Here is a 16,221-nt window from a genome sequence, read left to right as displayed (position 1 = left end):
GCACGCTTTTGTTTGTTCAATAAAATAAATCATGCTACAATGAAAACGAATTAAGAACCGGGGAGCCAATTGGCTGAGAGGATGTAAGTGTACATCGACCCTCAACCTGATCTGGATAATGCCAGCGTAGGGAGTTACTTTAAAGTGATGTAGCATAAGTTATTATAGAATAACTTGCATACAAGGCTTTCCTACATGATAGGAAAGCCTTTTCTTTTTTTGAAACCATATTTTGTAAGGGGGATTTTATTATGTCACAACAAGTTACAATTTCATTTTCAGTAGTACCACAAGCGAAGAACAAAGATGTGTATTCCGTTGTTGATAAAGCAATTGAAGTTGTACAACAGTCGGGAGTTCGTTATGAAGTAGGAGCAATGGAAACAACGTTGGAAGGAGAATTAGATGTACTTCTTGACGTCATTAAACGTGCACAACAGGCTTGTGTCGATGCTGGAGCAGAAGAAGTGATCACTTCTATTAAAATTCACTATCGTCCAAGTACGGGCGTAACGATTGACGAAAAAGTTTGGAAGTACCGTGATGAATATGCAAAACCAGAAGCAATCTAAACTTATTACAACTATTTGGCTTATCCTTCTCATTGCGATATGGGAAGGATCTGTCTCATTATTTAAAATTGAACCGTGGATTTTACCAAAGCCTTCGGCCGTTGTTCAAGAGTTAATTGGAATGAAAGATCTATTATTACCAAATACGATGCAAACACTGCAGGAAGTTATAATCGGACTGTTTTTTGCGATTTTACTTGGGACGAGCATTGCAATTCTTATGGACGTTATACCTTTATTTCGTATTTTAATAAACCCGTTGCTCGTTATTTCGCAAACAATCCCAATCGTTGTACTTGCACCGTTATTTATTATTTGGTTTGGATATGGGATGTTGCCGAAAGTAATGGTCGTCATACTCGTTTGTTTCTTCCCAATTGCGCTTAGCATTTTAGAAGGATTTCAAACGGTAGATAAAAACATGCTGAAATTGTTGCAAACAATGAAGGCAACGAAATGGCAAGTTTACCAAAAAGTAAAGTTTCCAGCAGTGCTCCCATACTTTTTCTCAGGCTTAAAAATTGCAGTTACATATAGCGTAATGGGGGCAATTATTGGAGAATGGCTCGGTGCAAGTGAAGGGTTAGGGGTTATGCTTACGAGAGCTACAAAATCCTTTTTAACTGCCCGAGTATTTGGTGTTGCAGCGATTATCGTCATGTTGACATTATGCCTGTATTTTATCGTGGAGTTTATGGCAAGAATAACAGCACCATGGATATATAGAAAGGACGGCAGAAAATGAAAAAAGGTTTAAAAGTTATGTTAGCTGCTTTATTAGCAGTAGGGGTGGCTGGATGTAATCCGGCGAAGAAAGAAGAAAGTGTAAGTAAAGACCAAAAAGTAAAAGTAGTATTAGATTGGTTCCCAAATACGAATCATACTGGCTTATATGTAGCGCAAACGAAAGATTATTACAAAAAGCAAGGGCTTGATGTAGAAATTATCCAGCCTGGTGATAATGTAACAGCAGAGCAGATGATTGCTTCTGGGAAAGCAGATTTTGCAATAAGTGCACAGGAAAATGTAACATTAGCTCGTGTTGAAGGGATCCCGGTTGTGTCTGTAGGGGCGATTATTCAGCATAATACTTCAGCTTTTGCATCGCTAAAAAAAGATAATATGACGTCACCGAAAGATTTTGAAGGGAAACGTTACGGTGGTTGGGGAGGACCTGCAGAAGAAGCGACGTTAAAAACGATTATGGAGAAAAATCAAGCTGATTTTAACAAAGTCGAAAAAATTATTCTTGGACAAACAGATTTCTTCAAATCAATTGGTCGTGATGCAGACTTTGAATGGATTTATTATGGATGGGACGGCATTGAAGCGAAGCGTCAAGGAAAAGAGTTAAATACGATTATGGTAAAAGACTTAGATCCAGCACTTGATTTCTATAGTCCTGTTATTATTACAAGTGAAAAGCATGCGAAGCAAGATAAAGACTTTGTGAAAAAGTTTATGACTGCAACGACAGAAGGTTATAATTTCGCAATTAAAGAGCCAAAAGAAGCTGCTGATATTTTAATTAAAGCTGTTCCAGATGTGAATAAAGAATTAGTACAAGAAAGTCAAAAGTGGCTAAGTACGAAGTATCAAGATGATGCAAAAGCGTGGGGAGTACAGAAGGAAGAAGTTTGGACGAATTACATGAATTTCTTATATGACAACAAAGTTATTAAGAAGAAAATTGATGTAAAAGATGCTTTTACAAATGAATTCCTTCCAAGTGAAAAATGAGCGGATTACAAATAAAAGATATTGTAAAATCTTTCGATGGAAAGAATGTATTAGAAAATATTAGTGCCTCTATACAGGAGGGAGAGTTTGTCTCTTTTGTAGGTCCAAGTGGTTGCGGGAAAAGCACATTGTTAAATATGATCGCGAGTGTCGAAGAACCAACGAGCGGAGAGGTATTTTATAACGAGGAACATGTGAAAAAACAAGATGCTGTAAGCTATATGCCGCAACAAGATTTATTATTACCGTGGCGATCGGCTTTACAAAATATTGTTCTTCCGTTGGAGATTGAGGGGAAACCTAAAAAACAAAGGTTAACAGAAGGAATGGAAGCATTAAAGCAGTTTGAGCTAGATGAATATGCGGATCATTATCCAGATGCACTGTCTGGTGGTATGCGCCAAAGAATTAGCTTTCTTCGCACATATTTATGTGAGAAGCCAATTATGCTACTGGATGAGCCTTTTGGAAAATTAGATGCCTTTACAAAAATGGAAGTACACAGTTGGCTTTTAAATTCTTGGCATCAAGAAAAGCAAACAATCGTTATGGTTACACATGACTTAGATGAGGCAATCTTGCTTTCTGATCGCGTATTTATTTTATCTCAAAGACCAGCATCAATCGTTGGCGAGGTGCAAGTGAAATTACCTCGTCCTCGAACGATGGACATGTTAACATCGCTTGAGTTAAAGAAGGATAAGGAAGAAATTTTGAGAGTATTAGCTCCTTATATGAAAAAATAGAAAAAAGTCTTTTAACAGTTTTTGGTACAATTGCTGTTAAGAGGCTTTTTTATATAGGAGGAGAAAGATGGAATCTATAGAGCAAATAGTCGATTCATTGACGCTAACCTTTACAAGTCCATATGCATTAGAAAAGATGTATAAAGAAATTTACGCGGAAAATGAAAAAACGGAGAAGGAACAAAAGAAAAAATAGAGAATAGAATATAACAGAGTAGTTTATACTCTTAATATAACAAATGTTAAAGGAGTGAAAGGATAAAATGACTTTATCAACTGTTCTTCAAATGGTTTTAGCTTAAGACGGGAGAAGTCTGCCCATTTTTAACAAATAAGCTAAATTGAAGACAGCAGGTAAAGAACCTTAATCCTTTTTTACGATAATATGTAATGGGTAAGGTGTATTCACCTTACCCATTTTTATATGCACAATTAAATAAGGCTTTATACTGTTGAGCTCTCTATTTAGCTTATGGATGATAAGTAAAGGAGAGAGAAAAATGAGTATATTAACAGTAGAAAATGTAAGTTATTCATATGGCGAAAAATCCATTTTATATAATGCAAGCTTCCGATTATTAAGGGGCGAGCATGTTGGATTGGTAGGTAAAAACGGAATTGGAAAGTCTACGTTATTAAAGGTTTTAACAGGAGAGCTCATACATGATGATGGGAAAATTGAATGGTTCCCACATGTGAAAATTGGTTTTTTACAGCAACATGTAGATTTGCAAGAAGGTATAACAATTGAAGAGTACTTGCAAAGTGCATTTTCTGATTTATATGCGATTGAGCGTGAGATGTTAAAAATTACAGAAGAGATGGCGACAGAAGGAGAAATAGAAAAGCTGTTAGTATCATATGGAGAACTACAAGCTAGATTAGAGGGCTCTAATTTTTATCAAATTCATACAGAAATTGAAGAAGTGGCAACGGGTTTAGGGTTATTTGAAGTAGGGATGAAGAAGGACGTTTCAAAGTTAAGTGGTGGTCAGCGAACGAAGTTGTTACTTGGAAAGCTTCTTTTAGAAAAAGCTGATGTTTTATTGCTAGATGAGCCAACAAATTATTTAGATACAGCACATATAGAGTGGTTGCAATCGTATTTGAAACTGTATGAAAAAGCTTATATTATCATTTCGCATGATGAAGTATTTTTGAACAATATTACGAATGTTATTTATCATCTAGAAGAACGAAAGGTAAAGCGCTATGTAGGTGATTATAGTAGTTTTGTACGGAATTACGAGCTACAAAGGAAGCAATTACAAGCGGCGTATGTGAAACAACAAAAAGAAATCGCGCATTTAGAAACTTTTATTCAAAAAAATAAAATTAGAAAAGCGAAACAAGCAAAAAGCCGAGAGAAAGTATTGGAGAAAATGCAAAAGGTTGAAAAGATTAGTCATGTACCTCGGTCCCGTTTTGTTTTTAATGTTTATAACGAGCCAGTGAGTCGTATATTGCAGGCTGAGAAACTAAGGATAGGGTATAGTGATCCGTTATTTCCAGAATTGGATTTGCAAGTGAAAAAAGGAGAGAAAATTGCCATTGTTGGTCATAATGGGATCGGAAAAACGACAATGTTAAAAACGTTATTAGGTCAAATAAAACCACTAAGCGGTTCAATTTCTGTTGGGGAACGAGTAACCCCTGCTTATTTTGCCCAGGAAGAGTTCGCTTCGGAAATAACGCCATTAGAGAAAGTTTGGACAGAACGGCCAGACATGACAAAGAAAGAAGTGCGTCAAGCATTAGCGAAGTGTGGGTTGAAAGAAGAACACGTATTAAAGCCTATTTGTTTATTAAGCGGTGGGGAACAAACGAAAGTGCGATTATGTGAACTTATCGTAACGAAAAGTAATGTTTTAATTTTAGATGAACCGACTAATCATTTGGATATAGAAACTAAGAAGGCTTTGCAGGAAGCGTTACAACAATATAAAGGAACGGTTTTAATTGTTTCACATGAGCCTTCTTTCTATGAAGCGTGGATAACGAAGATATGGAACATAGAAGAATGGAACGTTGAACAATAATCATAAAGAAAAGGCATNNATGCCTTTTCTTTATGATTAACATGATTTTCGAGAACTCTTACATAAGAGTGCTTTTTCTTTTGTTATATTTATAATAATACTAGATGCCTTTCCCTAATAGGCCACTATCTTTCTTTATATATATAGATAGTTTGAAATGGAATGAAAATAATTCCTATATGTAAAGGATAAGGTGATTAGGATGGGAAGACAATAGAGCTTAAAGGAAATTCATGTAAAATTCAGATGAACTTCACACGAACTTCATATTATAAACCGAATATAACTATAATAGGTTATCTCTATATTCATTTTTATTTTTTCGTAAAATTAAAAGTTTGGCGGGGCCTTGTGTTTTTGTCATCGATTGTAATGGATTGAAGAGAAGGGGAATCACCGTTTTTTTGTTGATTAGTAATTTTATAATGATTATTTGTTTGACTACTAATTGTAGCCTGGGAAATTTGAAGTCAATTTTGAATGGCGTAGCAAGATAATAAAATTTCATGTAAAATAATAGTAAAAATATGTAAAGGAGGGAATAGTGTGGATGTGTTTTTGAACATTGCTGAAGAAAAAATTCGACAAGCAATACGGAATGGGGATCTTGATTATATTCCGGGAAAAGGAAAACCACTACAATTAGAAGACCTTTCAATGGTACCTCCAGAACTTAGAATGAGTTATAAAATTTTAAAAAATGCGGGTATGATTCCACCAGAAATGGAACTACAAAAAGATATATTGAAAATAGAGGATTTAATCGCTTGTTGTTATGATGAAGTAGAGAGAAAAAAATTACAAGAAGAGTTAACAGCAAAAACATTACGTTTTCAGCAAGTAATGGAAAAGAGAAAGATTAAAGATAGTTCAGCATTTCGTATGTATCAAGATAAAGTATTTCGTAAATTACGCTAAGAGGGATAAAATGAATAAATTTGAAACGATAGAAGAATTAGCGACATATATTGAAGAACAACCAGTAGTACTTCTGTTTATTAAAACGGAAAATTGCGGTGTTTGTGATGTTATGTTAAGGAAAGTAAATTACGTATTAGAGAATTATGATTACGTAGAGAAAATAGAGATATTGCTACAAGACATGCAAGAGGTTGCAGGGCGATATGCAGTATTTACAGGGCCAACAATTTTATTATTTTATAATGGAAAAGAGGTTCTTCGTGAGTCACGCTTTATTTCACTTGAAAATCTAGAAAGAACCATTCTATTATTCAAGGAGTAAGGGAGGGTTTTATATGGAATTTATTATTGTCATACTATTATTTGTTGTGGTTGGAACAATTGTAACAGCTGTTCGATCAAACAAAAGGAAAGTCAATTTGATGAAACAGAGTAATATGCATAATTCGTCTAACAGCTCATCACCACTATTTTTCTTTGCTGGATCTGACGATAGCTCACATGATGGTGGTTCACATGATTGCGGAGGATCTTCTGGTGGAGATAGTGGAGGGAGCTGCGGTGGTGGTGATTGATGAAAATACGCCTTATATAGGCGTATTTCTTTTTTAAACAAACGTTTGATTAGTTGGCTTGCATATGCATACAATCAGTTAAACAAACGTTTGATTAATATTTTTAACACACTAAGGGGGAAGGGAACTGAAAGTAAAAAACAAAGGGAAAGTAGTATTATTCTTGTTAGTTGCGGGAGGGGTATTTCTCGTCAAACTAGTATTTAAATTTGGAACAATACATATGATTAGAACGTGGTTTGAAAGTGTGTTTTCTTAAATAAGGAATACAGCCTCTTGCAATTGAGGTTTTTTATTTGTTAATATTAGACTGAACGGTCGGTTTAAAGGGGTGTGAATATGAGAAAAAGCGCAGAAGAGATAAAGAAAGAAATCGCATATAAAGCAGAAAGTCTGTTTTCACAAAAGGGTTATGCAGCCACATCTATGGAAGATATTTGTGAAATTACAGGGAGAAGTAAAGGAAGTATTTATTACCATTTTAAAAATAAAGAAGAATTATTTTTATTTGTAGTGAAGCAGCATACGTATGATTGGCTTGAAAAATGGAATGAAAAAGAGAAGTTGTATATTACTAGTACTGAAAAGCTATATGGTCTCGCTGAATATTATGTAGAGGATATACAACAACCTATTTCAAATGCAATAGAGGAATTTTCTATGAGCCAAGTTGTAAGTAAAGAGATTCTAGATGAACTGTTAGCTTTAACTAGAGAATCATATGTTATGGTTGAGAGATTAATCGAAACAGGCATACAGTCTGGAGAGTTTCGTGAAGAAAATACGCGCGACTTGATGTATATTGTAAATGGCTTATTATCAGGGCTTGGAGTGCTTTACTATGAGCTAGATTATAAAGAGCTAAAGCGTATTTATAAAAAGGCAATAGATGTATTGTTAAAAGGAATGGCAGCTGAATAATAAATCAGCAGCTTTTCTTATAAAACAAATTAGACCGAACGGTCGGTTTATTAAAGGGGGAGTGAAAATGAAATCCTTATTTAAAAATCGAGCATTTATGCTCGTTATGGTATCTGATATTTTACAGCAATTTGCAATTTGGATTAGAAACATGGCTCTACTATATTTCATAATGGAGCGGACGAATAATGATCCAGTTTCAGTATCACTATTATCAGTCATGGAATATGCACCTATTTTTATTTTCTCATTTATTGGTGGTGCATTAGCAGATCGCTGGAATCCGAAAAGAACAATGGTTGTTGGAGATGTGTTAAGTGTACTGTCTATTATAGGAATTGTCTTATTGTTAAAGGTCGATTATTGGCAGGCCATATTTTTTGCGACACTCGTTTCTGCAATTGTAGGTCAGTTTTCTCAGCCGTCATCTTCACGCATATTTAAGCGATATGTAAAGGAAGAACAGGTAGCAAATGCGATTGCATTTAACCAAACACTACAGTCATTGTTTATGATCTTCGGGCCAGTCGTAGGATCACTTGTATATACACAACTTGGTTTATTTACTTCACTATATAGTTTAATCATTTTATTTTCGTTATCTGCTATCGCCCTTTCATTTTTACCAAAATGGGTTGAACAAGAGCAAGCAGTGAGAGATTCATTAAAAAATGATATAAAAGAAGGGTGGAAATACGTTCTTCATACGAAAAATTTACGTATGATTACGATCACTTTTACAATCATTGGTTTAGCAGTTGGATTAACGACCCCATTAGAAGTATTCCTTGTAATCGAACGTTTAGGCATGGAAAAAGAAGCTGTTCAATATTTAGCAGCAGCTGATGGAATAGGAATGTTAATTGGTGGTATTGTTGCGGCAATTTTCACTTCAAAAGTAAATCCGAAAAAAATGTTTGTATTCGGGATGAGTATATTAGCAATATCATTTTTAGTAGAAGGGCTGTCTACATCGTTTTGGATTACTAGCTTTATGCGATTTGGAACAGGTATTTGTTTAGCTTGTGTTAATATCGTTGTCGGTACACTTATGATTCAACTTGTACCAGAAAATATGATTGGCAGGGTAAATGGGACAATTTTACCGCTGTTTATGGGAGCTATGCTAATTGGCACTTCTCTAGCTGGAGGATTGAAGGAAATGACCTCACTAGTTATTGTATTTTGTATAGCAATGTCACTTATTTTGTTGGCAATTTTTCCAGTACTGCGTATGAGGATAGGCGAGGATACTCTAAATACAGAGGCGGCAAATCAAAAGGATATATCAATTCGGTAGTTTCAAAATAAGTATTGTAAGGGAGCATGTTTGCTCCTTTTTTCTATGGGGATCTTTTGACAACTATATGAGCCAATTATATACTGATGTTGTAAAAACGATTTTACAGGTTAGGAGAAATGGTGTGAAAAATCAAATTTATGAATTGCGCACTGAAAATAATATTTCACAAGGTGCATTAGCTGATAAGTGTAGTGTATCAAGACAGACGATAAATGCAATTGAAAACAATAAATATGATCCAAGTTTAGCGTTAGCCTTTCGTTTAGCGGAAGTATTAGGAACAACTGTTGATAAACTATTTTTGTATAAGCTGTAGAGTCTTTAATTGTAAGACGTTATCGATAAAAATAAACAAAGATCCTCTTCTTGTTTGAAGAGGATCTTTTTCTTATAGCGTTTTAGCTTTTGGATTGGGTGGTGTAACAGGAGTATCCTGTTCAGGCACTTTTGTTAACAGAATGCCACCAATAACAAACAGTATGATAATACTAAGTACACCAGCGTTTGTTTTTCCAGTTAACTGAGTCGTAACCCCAACTAATACTGGCCCCATAATGGCTGCAAATTTACCAAAGATATTATAGAATCCGAAGAATTCATTAGCAGATTCTTTTGGTACTAGTTTGGCAAAATAGGAACGGCTTAGTGCTTGAATCCCGCCCTGAGATGTGGCAACTAACATTGCTAGAATCCAAAAATCCAGTGTCGTTTTTAAGAAATAAGCATATGTGCAAATAATGATATAAATAATAATACCGACATATAGCATTTTTTTACCGGTAAATGTTTCTGAGAGTTTTCCATACAATAAAGCGAACGGACAAGCAACGATTTGTGTTACAAACAAGATGATTAATAGATTAGTTGCACTAATCCCGAGATCCGTTCCGTAAGCTGTAGACATAGTGATAATCGTATCAACTCCGTCAATGTAGAAGAAGTAAGCGATTAGAAACATAAATACAGTTTTGTATTCTTTAATATTTTTAAAAGTATCAGCAAGGCGTTTGAAGCTCATTACAATTGGCTTCGGATGACGTTCTATATAGTGCGTTTGCTCAACATTTTTTAACATTGGAATTGTAAATAACCCCCACCAAAGAGCTGTTATCGCGAAGGAAATTTGACTAGCAATGCCGACCGATAGAGGGATAGTCCCTTTTTGAGCAAGAATGATAAGAGCAATACAACCGATAAAAGGAATTGTGCTCCCAATATAACCTAAGGCAAATCCTCTTGTAGAAATTTGGTCCATTCTATCTTTAGAAGTAACATCTACTAAAAACGCGTCATAAAAAATGTTTGCACCAGCAAAGCCAACTAAAGCGAGCATATAGCACCCTAATAATAAGTGCCACTGGGATGTTGGAACAACTGCTAGCATACTTGTAAATACGATACCGAGCCCAAAGAAAAATGTAAAAAAGCGTTTTTTAAATCCTTTATAATCAGCAACCGTGCCGAGAATAGGGGCAAGTATAGAAATTAAAAGTGTAGCGAATGAGTTTGCATATCCCCAATAGGCTGTTGAAGTTGCTCCAGATAGTCCGGCTTCTTTTGCAGCTGCTTTAAAGTAAATTGGAAATAATGCAGTTGTAATGACAAGCGAATATACCGAGTTCGCCCAATCGTATAATATCCAGCTTTTTTCTTGTCTGGACATTTTTTTCATATAATGTTCCCCCTTAAATTTGTTCTACTAACAGTGTACAAAATTAAAAATTGTAAAAAGAGAAACAGTGGTGATTTTTACATAACTTTTACATATATACACAGTTCTTTACAATTGAAGCAAATCCTCTATAATCGCTCCGTCTGTTTCACCTAAGTGCAAACCGAGTAATCTAGCGATAGTAGGACCTTCATCAATAAGTCTCATATACGGGATTGTAACGCCGCTTTTTATACCTTTCCCAGCAGCTATAAAAATTGTTTCATAGTTAGGTTTTGTTGGAGAATATCCATGAGTTCCAAATGTATATTTTTTACTAGGAGTAACATCTTTTTGAACAATGTCTTTTATAAAATCTCCTGTATAATTTTCAGTGAAATAATACCCTTCTTGTGCTTCTAACATAAATAAACAATTACCATCTGCACCGCATTCCTTCGCATCTTCATCATGAAGGATAAATTCAATTCCGTTTTGTTTATTTTGAAGCAATTCTTCAAGAAGTAGTTGTACTTCTCGGATTGTATCTGTATCGTTTTTGTCTTTCACATATACATAGGCAGACCCGTCGCAACTTTGACAATAGGCTCCCCAATCTACTAGTTTCCCTTTTGGATTTATAGAGATAAGCCCTTTTTGATGAAATAGCACATTTAATTGAATTGCTTTGTTTTCACTTAAAGCGCTATGATCGCCAAGAGCAATAATTGTGCTTTCTTCGTATAGTCCACTTTCTTTTAAAGCTTGAATAATTTTTCCTAGCCGTTCATCGTGTCTATGAATTGCTGCTATTGTTTCTTTGGATTCAAAGCCGTGATAGTGTCTTTGGGTGTCTAAATCGGTGAAATGTACAAACATGACATTTGGCTTTTTCGTATGGATTGTATGTACAGCCGAAGCGAGCACGAAATCATCAAGTTCAGGCTGCGACAATCCATTTCGTATATGACCGAAACGTCGATTTAAATCTAATTGGTATAGCGGGCTACCACTAAATAATGAAACTAAAATTTGATTTTGCCACGGTCTATTTGGGAAAATTTCTGGCAAATTGTAATCGATTTTTGCTCTTCCAGTAACAGGCCATAGAAGGGCAGCGGTCTTTAATTTTGCTTTATGTGCTTCATCATATAACGTTGTTCCTTTTATCGATTTTCGGTACCAATGCCAATCTGGGGATTCGCGTCCTGGTTGAAGTAACGTATTACTAACCACGCCATGTTTATTGGGATAGTTTCCAGTAACGATTGTTGAGTGGCTTGGATATGTTACAGAAGGATAAATTGGCTCTACTTTTTCTACAACCGCGCCCTTTTTTATTAAAGTTTGGAAATTGGGGAGTTTTTGTAATATAGAAAAATCTAAAGCTGATAAGCAGTCAAAAGATAAAATAATGACATGATTTGTTAGTGCTTTATCCATAAAGATTCCCTCCTGATTATATAAAACCTATTCTTATATATTACTATTAATACCTAGTAATAAAAATATGTTTCCGGTTAAAATTTTATTGTTTATTTTCAGAAAAATTAAACATATAATAAGTATAAGGGAATGAATGGAAGGAGGGAATACTTTGGATTGGCTAGATGGATTTGGTATCTTTTACATCATTGGCGGAATCACGATTCTCCTTGTATTTGCTATTTCATATTTACTAAAGAAACGTTTTCCAGACAAACAGTTTGATATTATATTTGCACTTAGTTTAGTACTTCTTTGTTTAGCTTTCTTTCCTGTAACAATGACCGCTATTGGTGGATGGGAAGGAATGGGATATGGATTTATTTGTTTCTTCGTTCTAATTGGTACACTTATCGGTATGGTTGCACATCAACTTGTAAAGATTGTTCGAAAGAGCTACGTATAAAACTACAAAAAATGAAAAGAATATATAAAAATAAGAAAATTCACTCTTGTTTTGGAGTGAAATTTATATTATGATAATCAACAAATTTATTTCGTTATAACGATGAAAAAGGACTAGTATATGTCTATCCCTTTTTGCAGAGAAAGAATCCATTTGGCTGAAAGATTCTTAAAAGGGCGATATGGAACCTACCTTTGCGTTCTGCATATGCAGCGGGAATTTCCCGTTATCAAAAAGAGAGCATGCACAATTTTTGTGTATGAATCAGGGTGGTAACGCCGGCAAAGCTCGGTCCCTATTTAGGGGCACGGGCTTTTTTGTATTTTCTAAAAGGAGGAAGAGTGACTATGGCAAAAGAACAAGTACAAGCTATTACGAAGATGGAAGAGGATTTTGCACAGTGGTATACCGACATTGTAAAAAAAGCAGAACTTGTTGATTATTCCAGTGTGAAAGGGTGTATGATTTTACGTCCATATGGTTATGCATTGTGGGAAAATATGCAGAAAGTGATGGATGAGAAGTTAAAAGAAACTGGTCATGAGAATGTATATATGCCAATGTTTATCCCAGAGAGTTTATTACAAAAAGAGAAGGATCATGTTGAAGGATTTGCTCCTGAAGTAGCATGGGTTACACATGGTGGGGATGAGAAGTTAGCAGAAAGGCTTTGTATACGCCCTACATCTGAAACTTTATTCTGTGAGCATTTTTCAAAAATTGTTCAATCATATAATGATTTACCAAAGTTATATAACCAGTGGTGTTCAGTAGTTCGTTGGGAGAAGACAACGAGACCATTCCTTCGTACAACTGAATTTTTATGGCAAGAAGGTCATACGATTCATGAAACGGCAGAAGAATCGCAAGCTGAAACGTTAAATATTTTAAATCTATATGCTTCTTTCTGTGAAGATTACTTAGCGATACCAGTAATTAAAGGACAAAAAACAGAAAAAGAAAAGTTTGCGGGAGCGAAGGCAACTTATACGATTGAAAGTTTAATGCATGATGGAAAAGCGCTGCAAACAGGAACATCTCATAACTTTGGCACGAACTTCTCAGAAGCATTTGATATTAAGTTTTTAGATCGTAACGGTAAGTGGCAATATGTACACCAAACATCTTGGGGGGTATCAACAAGAATGATAGGTGGACTGATCATGGTTCATAGTGATAACAATGGGCTTGTAATGCCTCCAAAAGTAGCGCCAGTACAAGTTGTTATCGTACCGATTGCGCAGCATAAAGAAGGTGTGTTAGAAAAGGCAACAGAGTTACAAGGTCGTATTCAAAATATTGCACGTGTGAAAGTAGATGCTAGCAATAAAACGCCGGGTTGGAAATTCAATGAGTATGAAATGAAAGGTGTTCCAATTAGAGTAGAAGTTGGTCCAAAGGATATTGAAAAGAATCAAGTTGTACTTGTAAGAAGAGATACGAAGGAAAAAGAGTTTATATCAATGGATCAATTAGAAGAACGCATTCCGTCATTACTTGAAGAAATTCATCATTCTTTATTTAATAAAGCAAAAGTATTTCGCGATGAGAATACGTATAGCGTGACGAATTTCGAACAGATGAAAAAAGCAGCTGATGAAAAGCAAGGTTTTATTAAGGCGATGTGGTGCGGAGAACTAGATTGTGAAGAAAAACTAAAAGAAGAAGTTGGCGTATCTTCACGCTGTATGCCTTTTGAACAAGAACATTTAGCTGATGAATGTATTTGCTGTAGTAAAAAAGCTAAACATATGGTGTACTGGGGAAAAGCATATTAATATTCTTTCTGATAGATGCAAAAAGGACTTTGGGCTGCATAATAAAATGCAATCCAAAGTCCTTTTTAGCTTTATATTTGTTTTATGCGTTTTTTAGATGGAAGGATGTTGGTTTTTATTTTGCATTTTTACGGCGAATAAACAATAACATACCAATTAGGAATGTTGAAAGCCCCACTAAAATAGATGTAGGATAATGCGTCGCCGTATTAGGTAATTTATCGCCTTGTTTTGTCGCATTATCTTTTACTTTATCATCCTGAGAGCCATTCCCATCTTGAGAGCTGCTATCACCTTTAACACGATTGCCACCTTGAGAGCTGCTATCACCTTTAACACGATTGCCACCTTGAGAGCTGCTGTCACCTTTAACACGATCGCCACCTTGAGAGCTGCTGTCACCTTTAACACGATTGCCACCCTGAGAACCTTTACCACGAGAGCCATTGCCACCAGAGCCGTTACCATCAGAACCGTTACCACGAGAGCCATTCCCACGAGAGCCATTGTCACCAGAACCATTGCCACCAGAGCCGTTACCATCAGAACCGTTACCACGAGAGCCATTGCCGCCAGAACCGTTACCACCAGAACTGTTACCACCGGAACCGCTACCACCAGAACCACTGCCACTGGAGCCGTTGCCACCAGAGCCATTGTCACCAGAACCATTGCCACCAGAACCGCTACCACCAGAACCACTGCCACCAGAACCGTTACCGCCGGAACCACTGCCACCGGAACCGTTACCGCCAGAGCCGCTACCATCAGAACCGCTGCTGCCAGAACCATTGCCACCAGAGCCACCGCTATCGTCTTGAGAGCCATCGCTTCCTGGTGGTTTATTATTATCTTTTGAGCTACCTTCTGCTAAATGATTGCTATTTTGTACAATCGTATTTGTTACTGGATGAAGATCTTCCATTGCTGTATTACCAATATTTAAGCCACTAAAAAAAGATAAAGAAAGTGTTGATGCTAAGATGATGATTTTTGTCATTGTTGTCCTCCTAAAGTTAATATTCCATCTACAATACATCCCTTTGTAATATTTCATAGGAAAAAGAGTTTTATGCAAAAAAAACCATTTAGAAAAGATGTTCACAATTTTTATGACTATATTTAGATATTCAGAATAAATATTAGAAATGATATGTTAAAATCAATGGTAAGACAGATAAAAAAAAGGAGGCTGAAGAATATAGAGTTTCTTATATTCTTATAAAAAATATGAAGCAAACAACGAAACAAATAATAACAGGTACATTTCTAGCGACAGCAGCATCTTTTATTTCGACTCATGCCTTTGCGGAAAGTGATAATTTAGCGAAAGTAAATGCAACAAATTTAAATATACGTGAACAACCTACAACTCAAGGTAAAGTCATAGGGACAGTAAAACAAGGAAGCACTGTACAAGTTTTAAGTAAGGAAAAAGAATGGGCTAAAATTTCTCATAATGGAAAAGAGGGATATGTCACATTACAGTTTTTGGAGTTTTCTGGTAAAAGTCCAGGCGTTGAACAAAAACAACAATTAACAATTAATAATGGACAAAAAGAAGAAGGAATTGTTACGGCGACTCGTTTGAATGTACGTAATAGCCCAGCTGTAGGTAGCTCAATGCTTGGTTATGTTCAAAAAAATGAAAAAGTAACGGTATTAGGAAAAGCAAACGGCTGGGCAAAGATTGAATATAAAGGAAAAGAGGGATATGTATCTTTAGAGTTTTTAAAATTTGGAGATGCAATTCAAACACCTGACACTCCTAGTCAAAAGCAGCAGCAACCAACCATCGAGAGTGGAGTACAAGAAGTAGGAACGATCAATGCGACAAGCCTACGAGTAAGAAGTGCAGCGAATACAAGTAGCTCAGTTCTAGGAAACTTAAAAAATGGTGAAAAAGTAACCGTACTAGGAAAAGAAAACGGTTGGGCGAAAATAAATTACCAAGGAAAAGAAGGGTATGTGTCGTTAGAGTTTGTGAAAATTGGTGGCAATACAGAAGAAATAAAAACACCAGAACAACCGAAAACACCAGATTCAACGATTAAAAATGGAACGCAAGAAGTAGGAACAATTAA

At 35.7% G+C, this 16,221-nt stretch carries 19 protein-coding genes, 1 riboswitch and 1 other annotated feature; of the genes, 16 read left to right on the top strand and 3 right to left on the bottom strand.

The annotated features are described in order from the left end of the window. Positions 1 to 48: 48 nt before the first annotated feature. Positions 49 to 150: riboswitch (TPP riboswitch) on the top strand. Positions 151 to 251: 101 nt separating this feature from the next. From COI75_RS03460 to COI75_RS03400, 13 genes are all read left to right on the top strand, one after another. Then, positions 252 to 572 (top strand): MTH1187 family thiamine-binding protein, encoded by a 321-nt coding sequence (locus tag COI75_RS03460; RefSeq protein WP_000082898.1) that lies wholly within the window; start codon positions 252 to 254, stop codon positions 570 to 572. Beyond that, entirely contained in the window at positions 544 to 1,317 is a 774-nt protein-coding gene (locus COI75_RS03455; protein WP_001057170.1) for an ABC transporter permease, read from the top strand. The genes COI75_RS03460 and COI75_RS03455 overlap by 29 nt, the downstream gene beginning before the upstream one ends. Beyond that, a complete protein-coding gene (locus COI75_RS03450; RefSeq protein ID WP_000715562.1) occupies positions 1,314 to 2,312 on the top strand; it encodes an ABC transporter substrate-binding protein in 999 nt (332 codons plus the stop codon). The genes COI75_RS03455 and COI75_RS03450 overlap by 4 nt, the downstream gene beginning before the upstream one ends. Beyond that, the gene (locus COI75_RS03445) at positions 2,309 to 3,058 is read left to right on the top strand and encodes an ABC transporter ATP-binding protein (protein ID WP_000016070.1); all 750 of its coding nucleotides are present in this window, start codon (positions 2,309 to 2,311) and stop codon (positions 3,056 to 3,058) included. Before COI75_RS03450 ends, COI75_RS03445 begins: the two co-directional genes overlap by 4 nt. A 67-nt stretch (positions 3,059 to 3,125) precedes the next feature. After that, the gene (locus COI75_RS27200) at positions 3,126 to 3,254 is read left to right on the top strand and encodes a hypothetical protein (protein ID WP_002097635.1); all 129 of its coding nucleotides are present in this window, start codon (positions 3,126 to 3,128) and stop codon (positions 3,252 to 3,254) included. Between the two features lie 304 nt (positions 3,255 to 3,558). Further along, on the top strand, positions 3,559 to 5,097 hold the full coding sequence (locus tag COI75_RS03440; RefSeq protein WP_000025969.1) for an ABC-F family ATP-binding cassette domain-containing protein: 1,539 nt from the start codon (positions 3,559 to 3,561) through the stop codon (positions 5,095 to 5,097). Positions 5,098 to 5,643: 546 nt separating this feature from the next. Next, on the top strand, positions 5,644 to 6,015 hold the full coding sequence (locus tag COI75_RS03430) for a J-domain-containing protein (protein WP_000382368.1): 372 nt from the start codon (positions 5,644 to 5,646) through the stop codon (positions 6,013 to 6,015). A 10-nt stretch (positions 6,016 to 6,025) separates the two neighbouring features. Next, positions 6,026 to 6,340: a thioredoxin family protein gene (locus COI75_RS03425; RefSeq protein ID WP_001031764.1), complete on the top strand. Its 315-nt coding sequence runs from the start codon at positions 6,026 to 6,028 to the stop codon at positions 6,338 to 6,340. A gap of 13 nt (positions 6,341 to 6,353) precedes the next feature. Next, the gene (locus tag COI75_RS03420) at positions 6,354 to 6,593 is read left to right on the top strand and encodes a hypothetical protein (protein ID WP_000394372.1); all 240 of its coding nucleotides are present in this window, start codon (positions 6,354 to 6,356) and stop codon (positions 6,591 to 6,593) included. Between the two features lie 127 nt (positions 6,594 to 6,720). Beyond that, positions 6,721 to 6,852, top strand: a complete 132-nt coding sequence (locus tag COI75_RS03415; protein ID WP_033657100.1) for a hypothetical protein — start codon at positions 6,721 to 6,723, stop codon at positions 6,850 to 6,852. Between the two features lie 80 nt (positions 6,853 to 6,932). Continuing rightward, positions 6,933 to 7,514 carry a TetR/AcrR family transcriptional regulator gene (locus COI75_RS03410; protein ID WP_001231938.1) on the top strand — a complete coding sequence of 194 codons (582 nt, stop codon included), beginning with the start codon at positions 6,933 to 6,935 and terminating at the stop codon, positions 7,512 to 7,514. Positions 7,515 to 7,581: 67 nt separating this feature from the next. Beyond that, positions 7,582 to 8,814, top strand: coding sequence for an MFS transporter (locus tag COI75_RS03405; protein WP_000838234.1), 1,233 nt, complete (start codon positions 7,582 to 7,584; stop codon positions 8,812 to 8,814). 67 nt (positions 8,815 to 8,881) lie between these two features. Further along, complete coding sequence (locus COI75_RS03400; RefSeq protein WP_000081045.1) at positions 8,882 to 9,133, top strand: helix-turn-helix transcriptional regulator; 252 nt, start codon at positions 8,882 to 8,884, stop codon at positions 9,131 to 9,133. 72 nt (positions 9,134 to 9,205) lie between these two features. Here COI75_RS03400 and COI75_RS03395 read toward each other — a convergent pair whose 3' ends face one another. Next, the gene (locus tag COI75_RS03395; protein WP_000738809.1) at positions 9,206 to 10,489 is read right to left on the bottom strand and encodes an MFS transporter; all 1,284 of its coding nucleotides are present in this window, start codon (positions 10,487 to 10,489) and stop codon (positions 9,206 to 9,208) included. 108 nt (positions 10,490 to 10,597) lie between these two features. Next, positions 10,598 to 11,911 carry an alkaline phosphatase family protein gene (locus tag COI75_RS03390; protein WP_000356432.1) on the bottom strand — a complete coding sequence of 438 codons (1,314 nt, stop codon included), beginning with the start codon at positions 11,909 to 11,911 and terminating at the stop codon, positions 10,598 to 10,600. A 154-nt stretch (positions 11,912 to 12,065) separates the two neighbouring features. Between COI75_RS03390 and COI75_RS03385 the strand changes: the two genes are divergently transcribed. Continuing rightward, positions 12,066 to 12,359, top strand: a complete 294-nt coding sequence (locus COI75_RS03385) for a YesK-like family protein (RefSeq protein ID WP_000383861.1) — start codon at positions 12,066 to 12,068, stop codon at positions 12,357 to 12,359. Between the two features lie 93 nt (positions 12,360 to 12,452). Continuing rightward, positions 12,453 to 12,659 (top strand) — a binding site (T-box leader). Between the two features lie 47 nt (positions 12,660 to 12,706). Continuing rightward, positions 12,707 to 14,137: a proline--tRNA ligase gene (gene proS, locus COI75_RS03380; RefSeq protein ID WP_001040971.1), complete on the top strand. Its 1,431-nt coding sequence runs from the start codon at positions 12,707 to 12,709 to the stop codon at positions 14,135 to 14,137. Positions 14,138 to 14,252: 115 nt separating this feature from the next. On the opposite strand, the gene COI75_RS03375 is transcribed toward proS, so the two are convergent. Further along, a complete protein-coding gene (locus COI75_RS03375; protein WP_098448235.1) occupies positions 14,253 to 15,137 on the bottom strand; it encodes an LPXTG cell wall anchor domain-containing protein in 885 nt (294 codons plus the stop codon). A 230-nt stretch (positions 15,138 to 15,367) separates the two neighbouring features. Here COI75_RS03375 and COI75_RS03370 point away from each other — a divergent pair. After that, positions 15,368 to 16,221 (top strand): SH3 domain-containing protein (locus tag COI75_RS03370; protein ID WP_170958521.1); only part of this gene is annotated, 854 nt, incomplete at its 3' end.

This window comes from Bacillus cereus (genome assembly GCF_002564555.1).
In the GTDB taxonomy this organism is placed as follows: Bacteria; Bacillota; Bacilli; order Bacillales; family Bacillaceae_G; genus Bacillus_A; species Bacillus_A cereus_K.
Note: the sequence above shows the minus strand (reverse complement) of the source record. Positions and strands in the feature narration are given on the sequence as shown.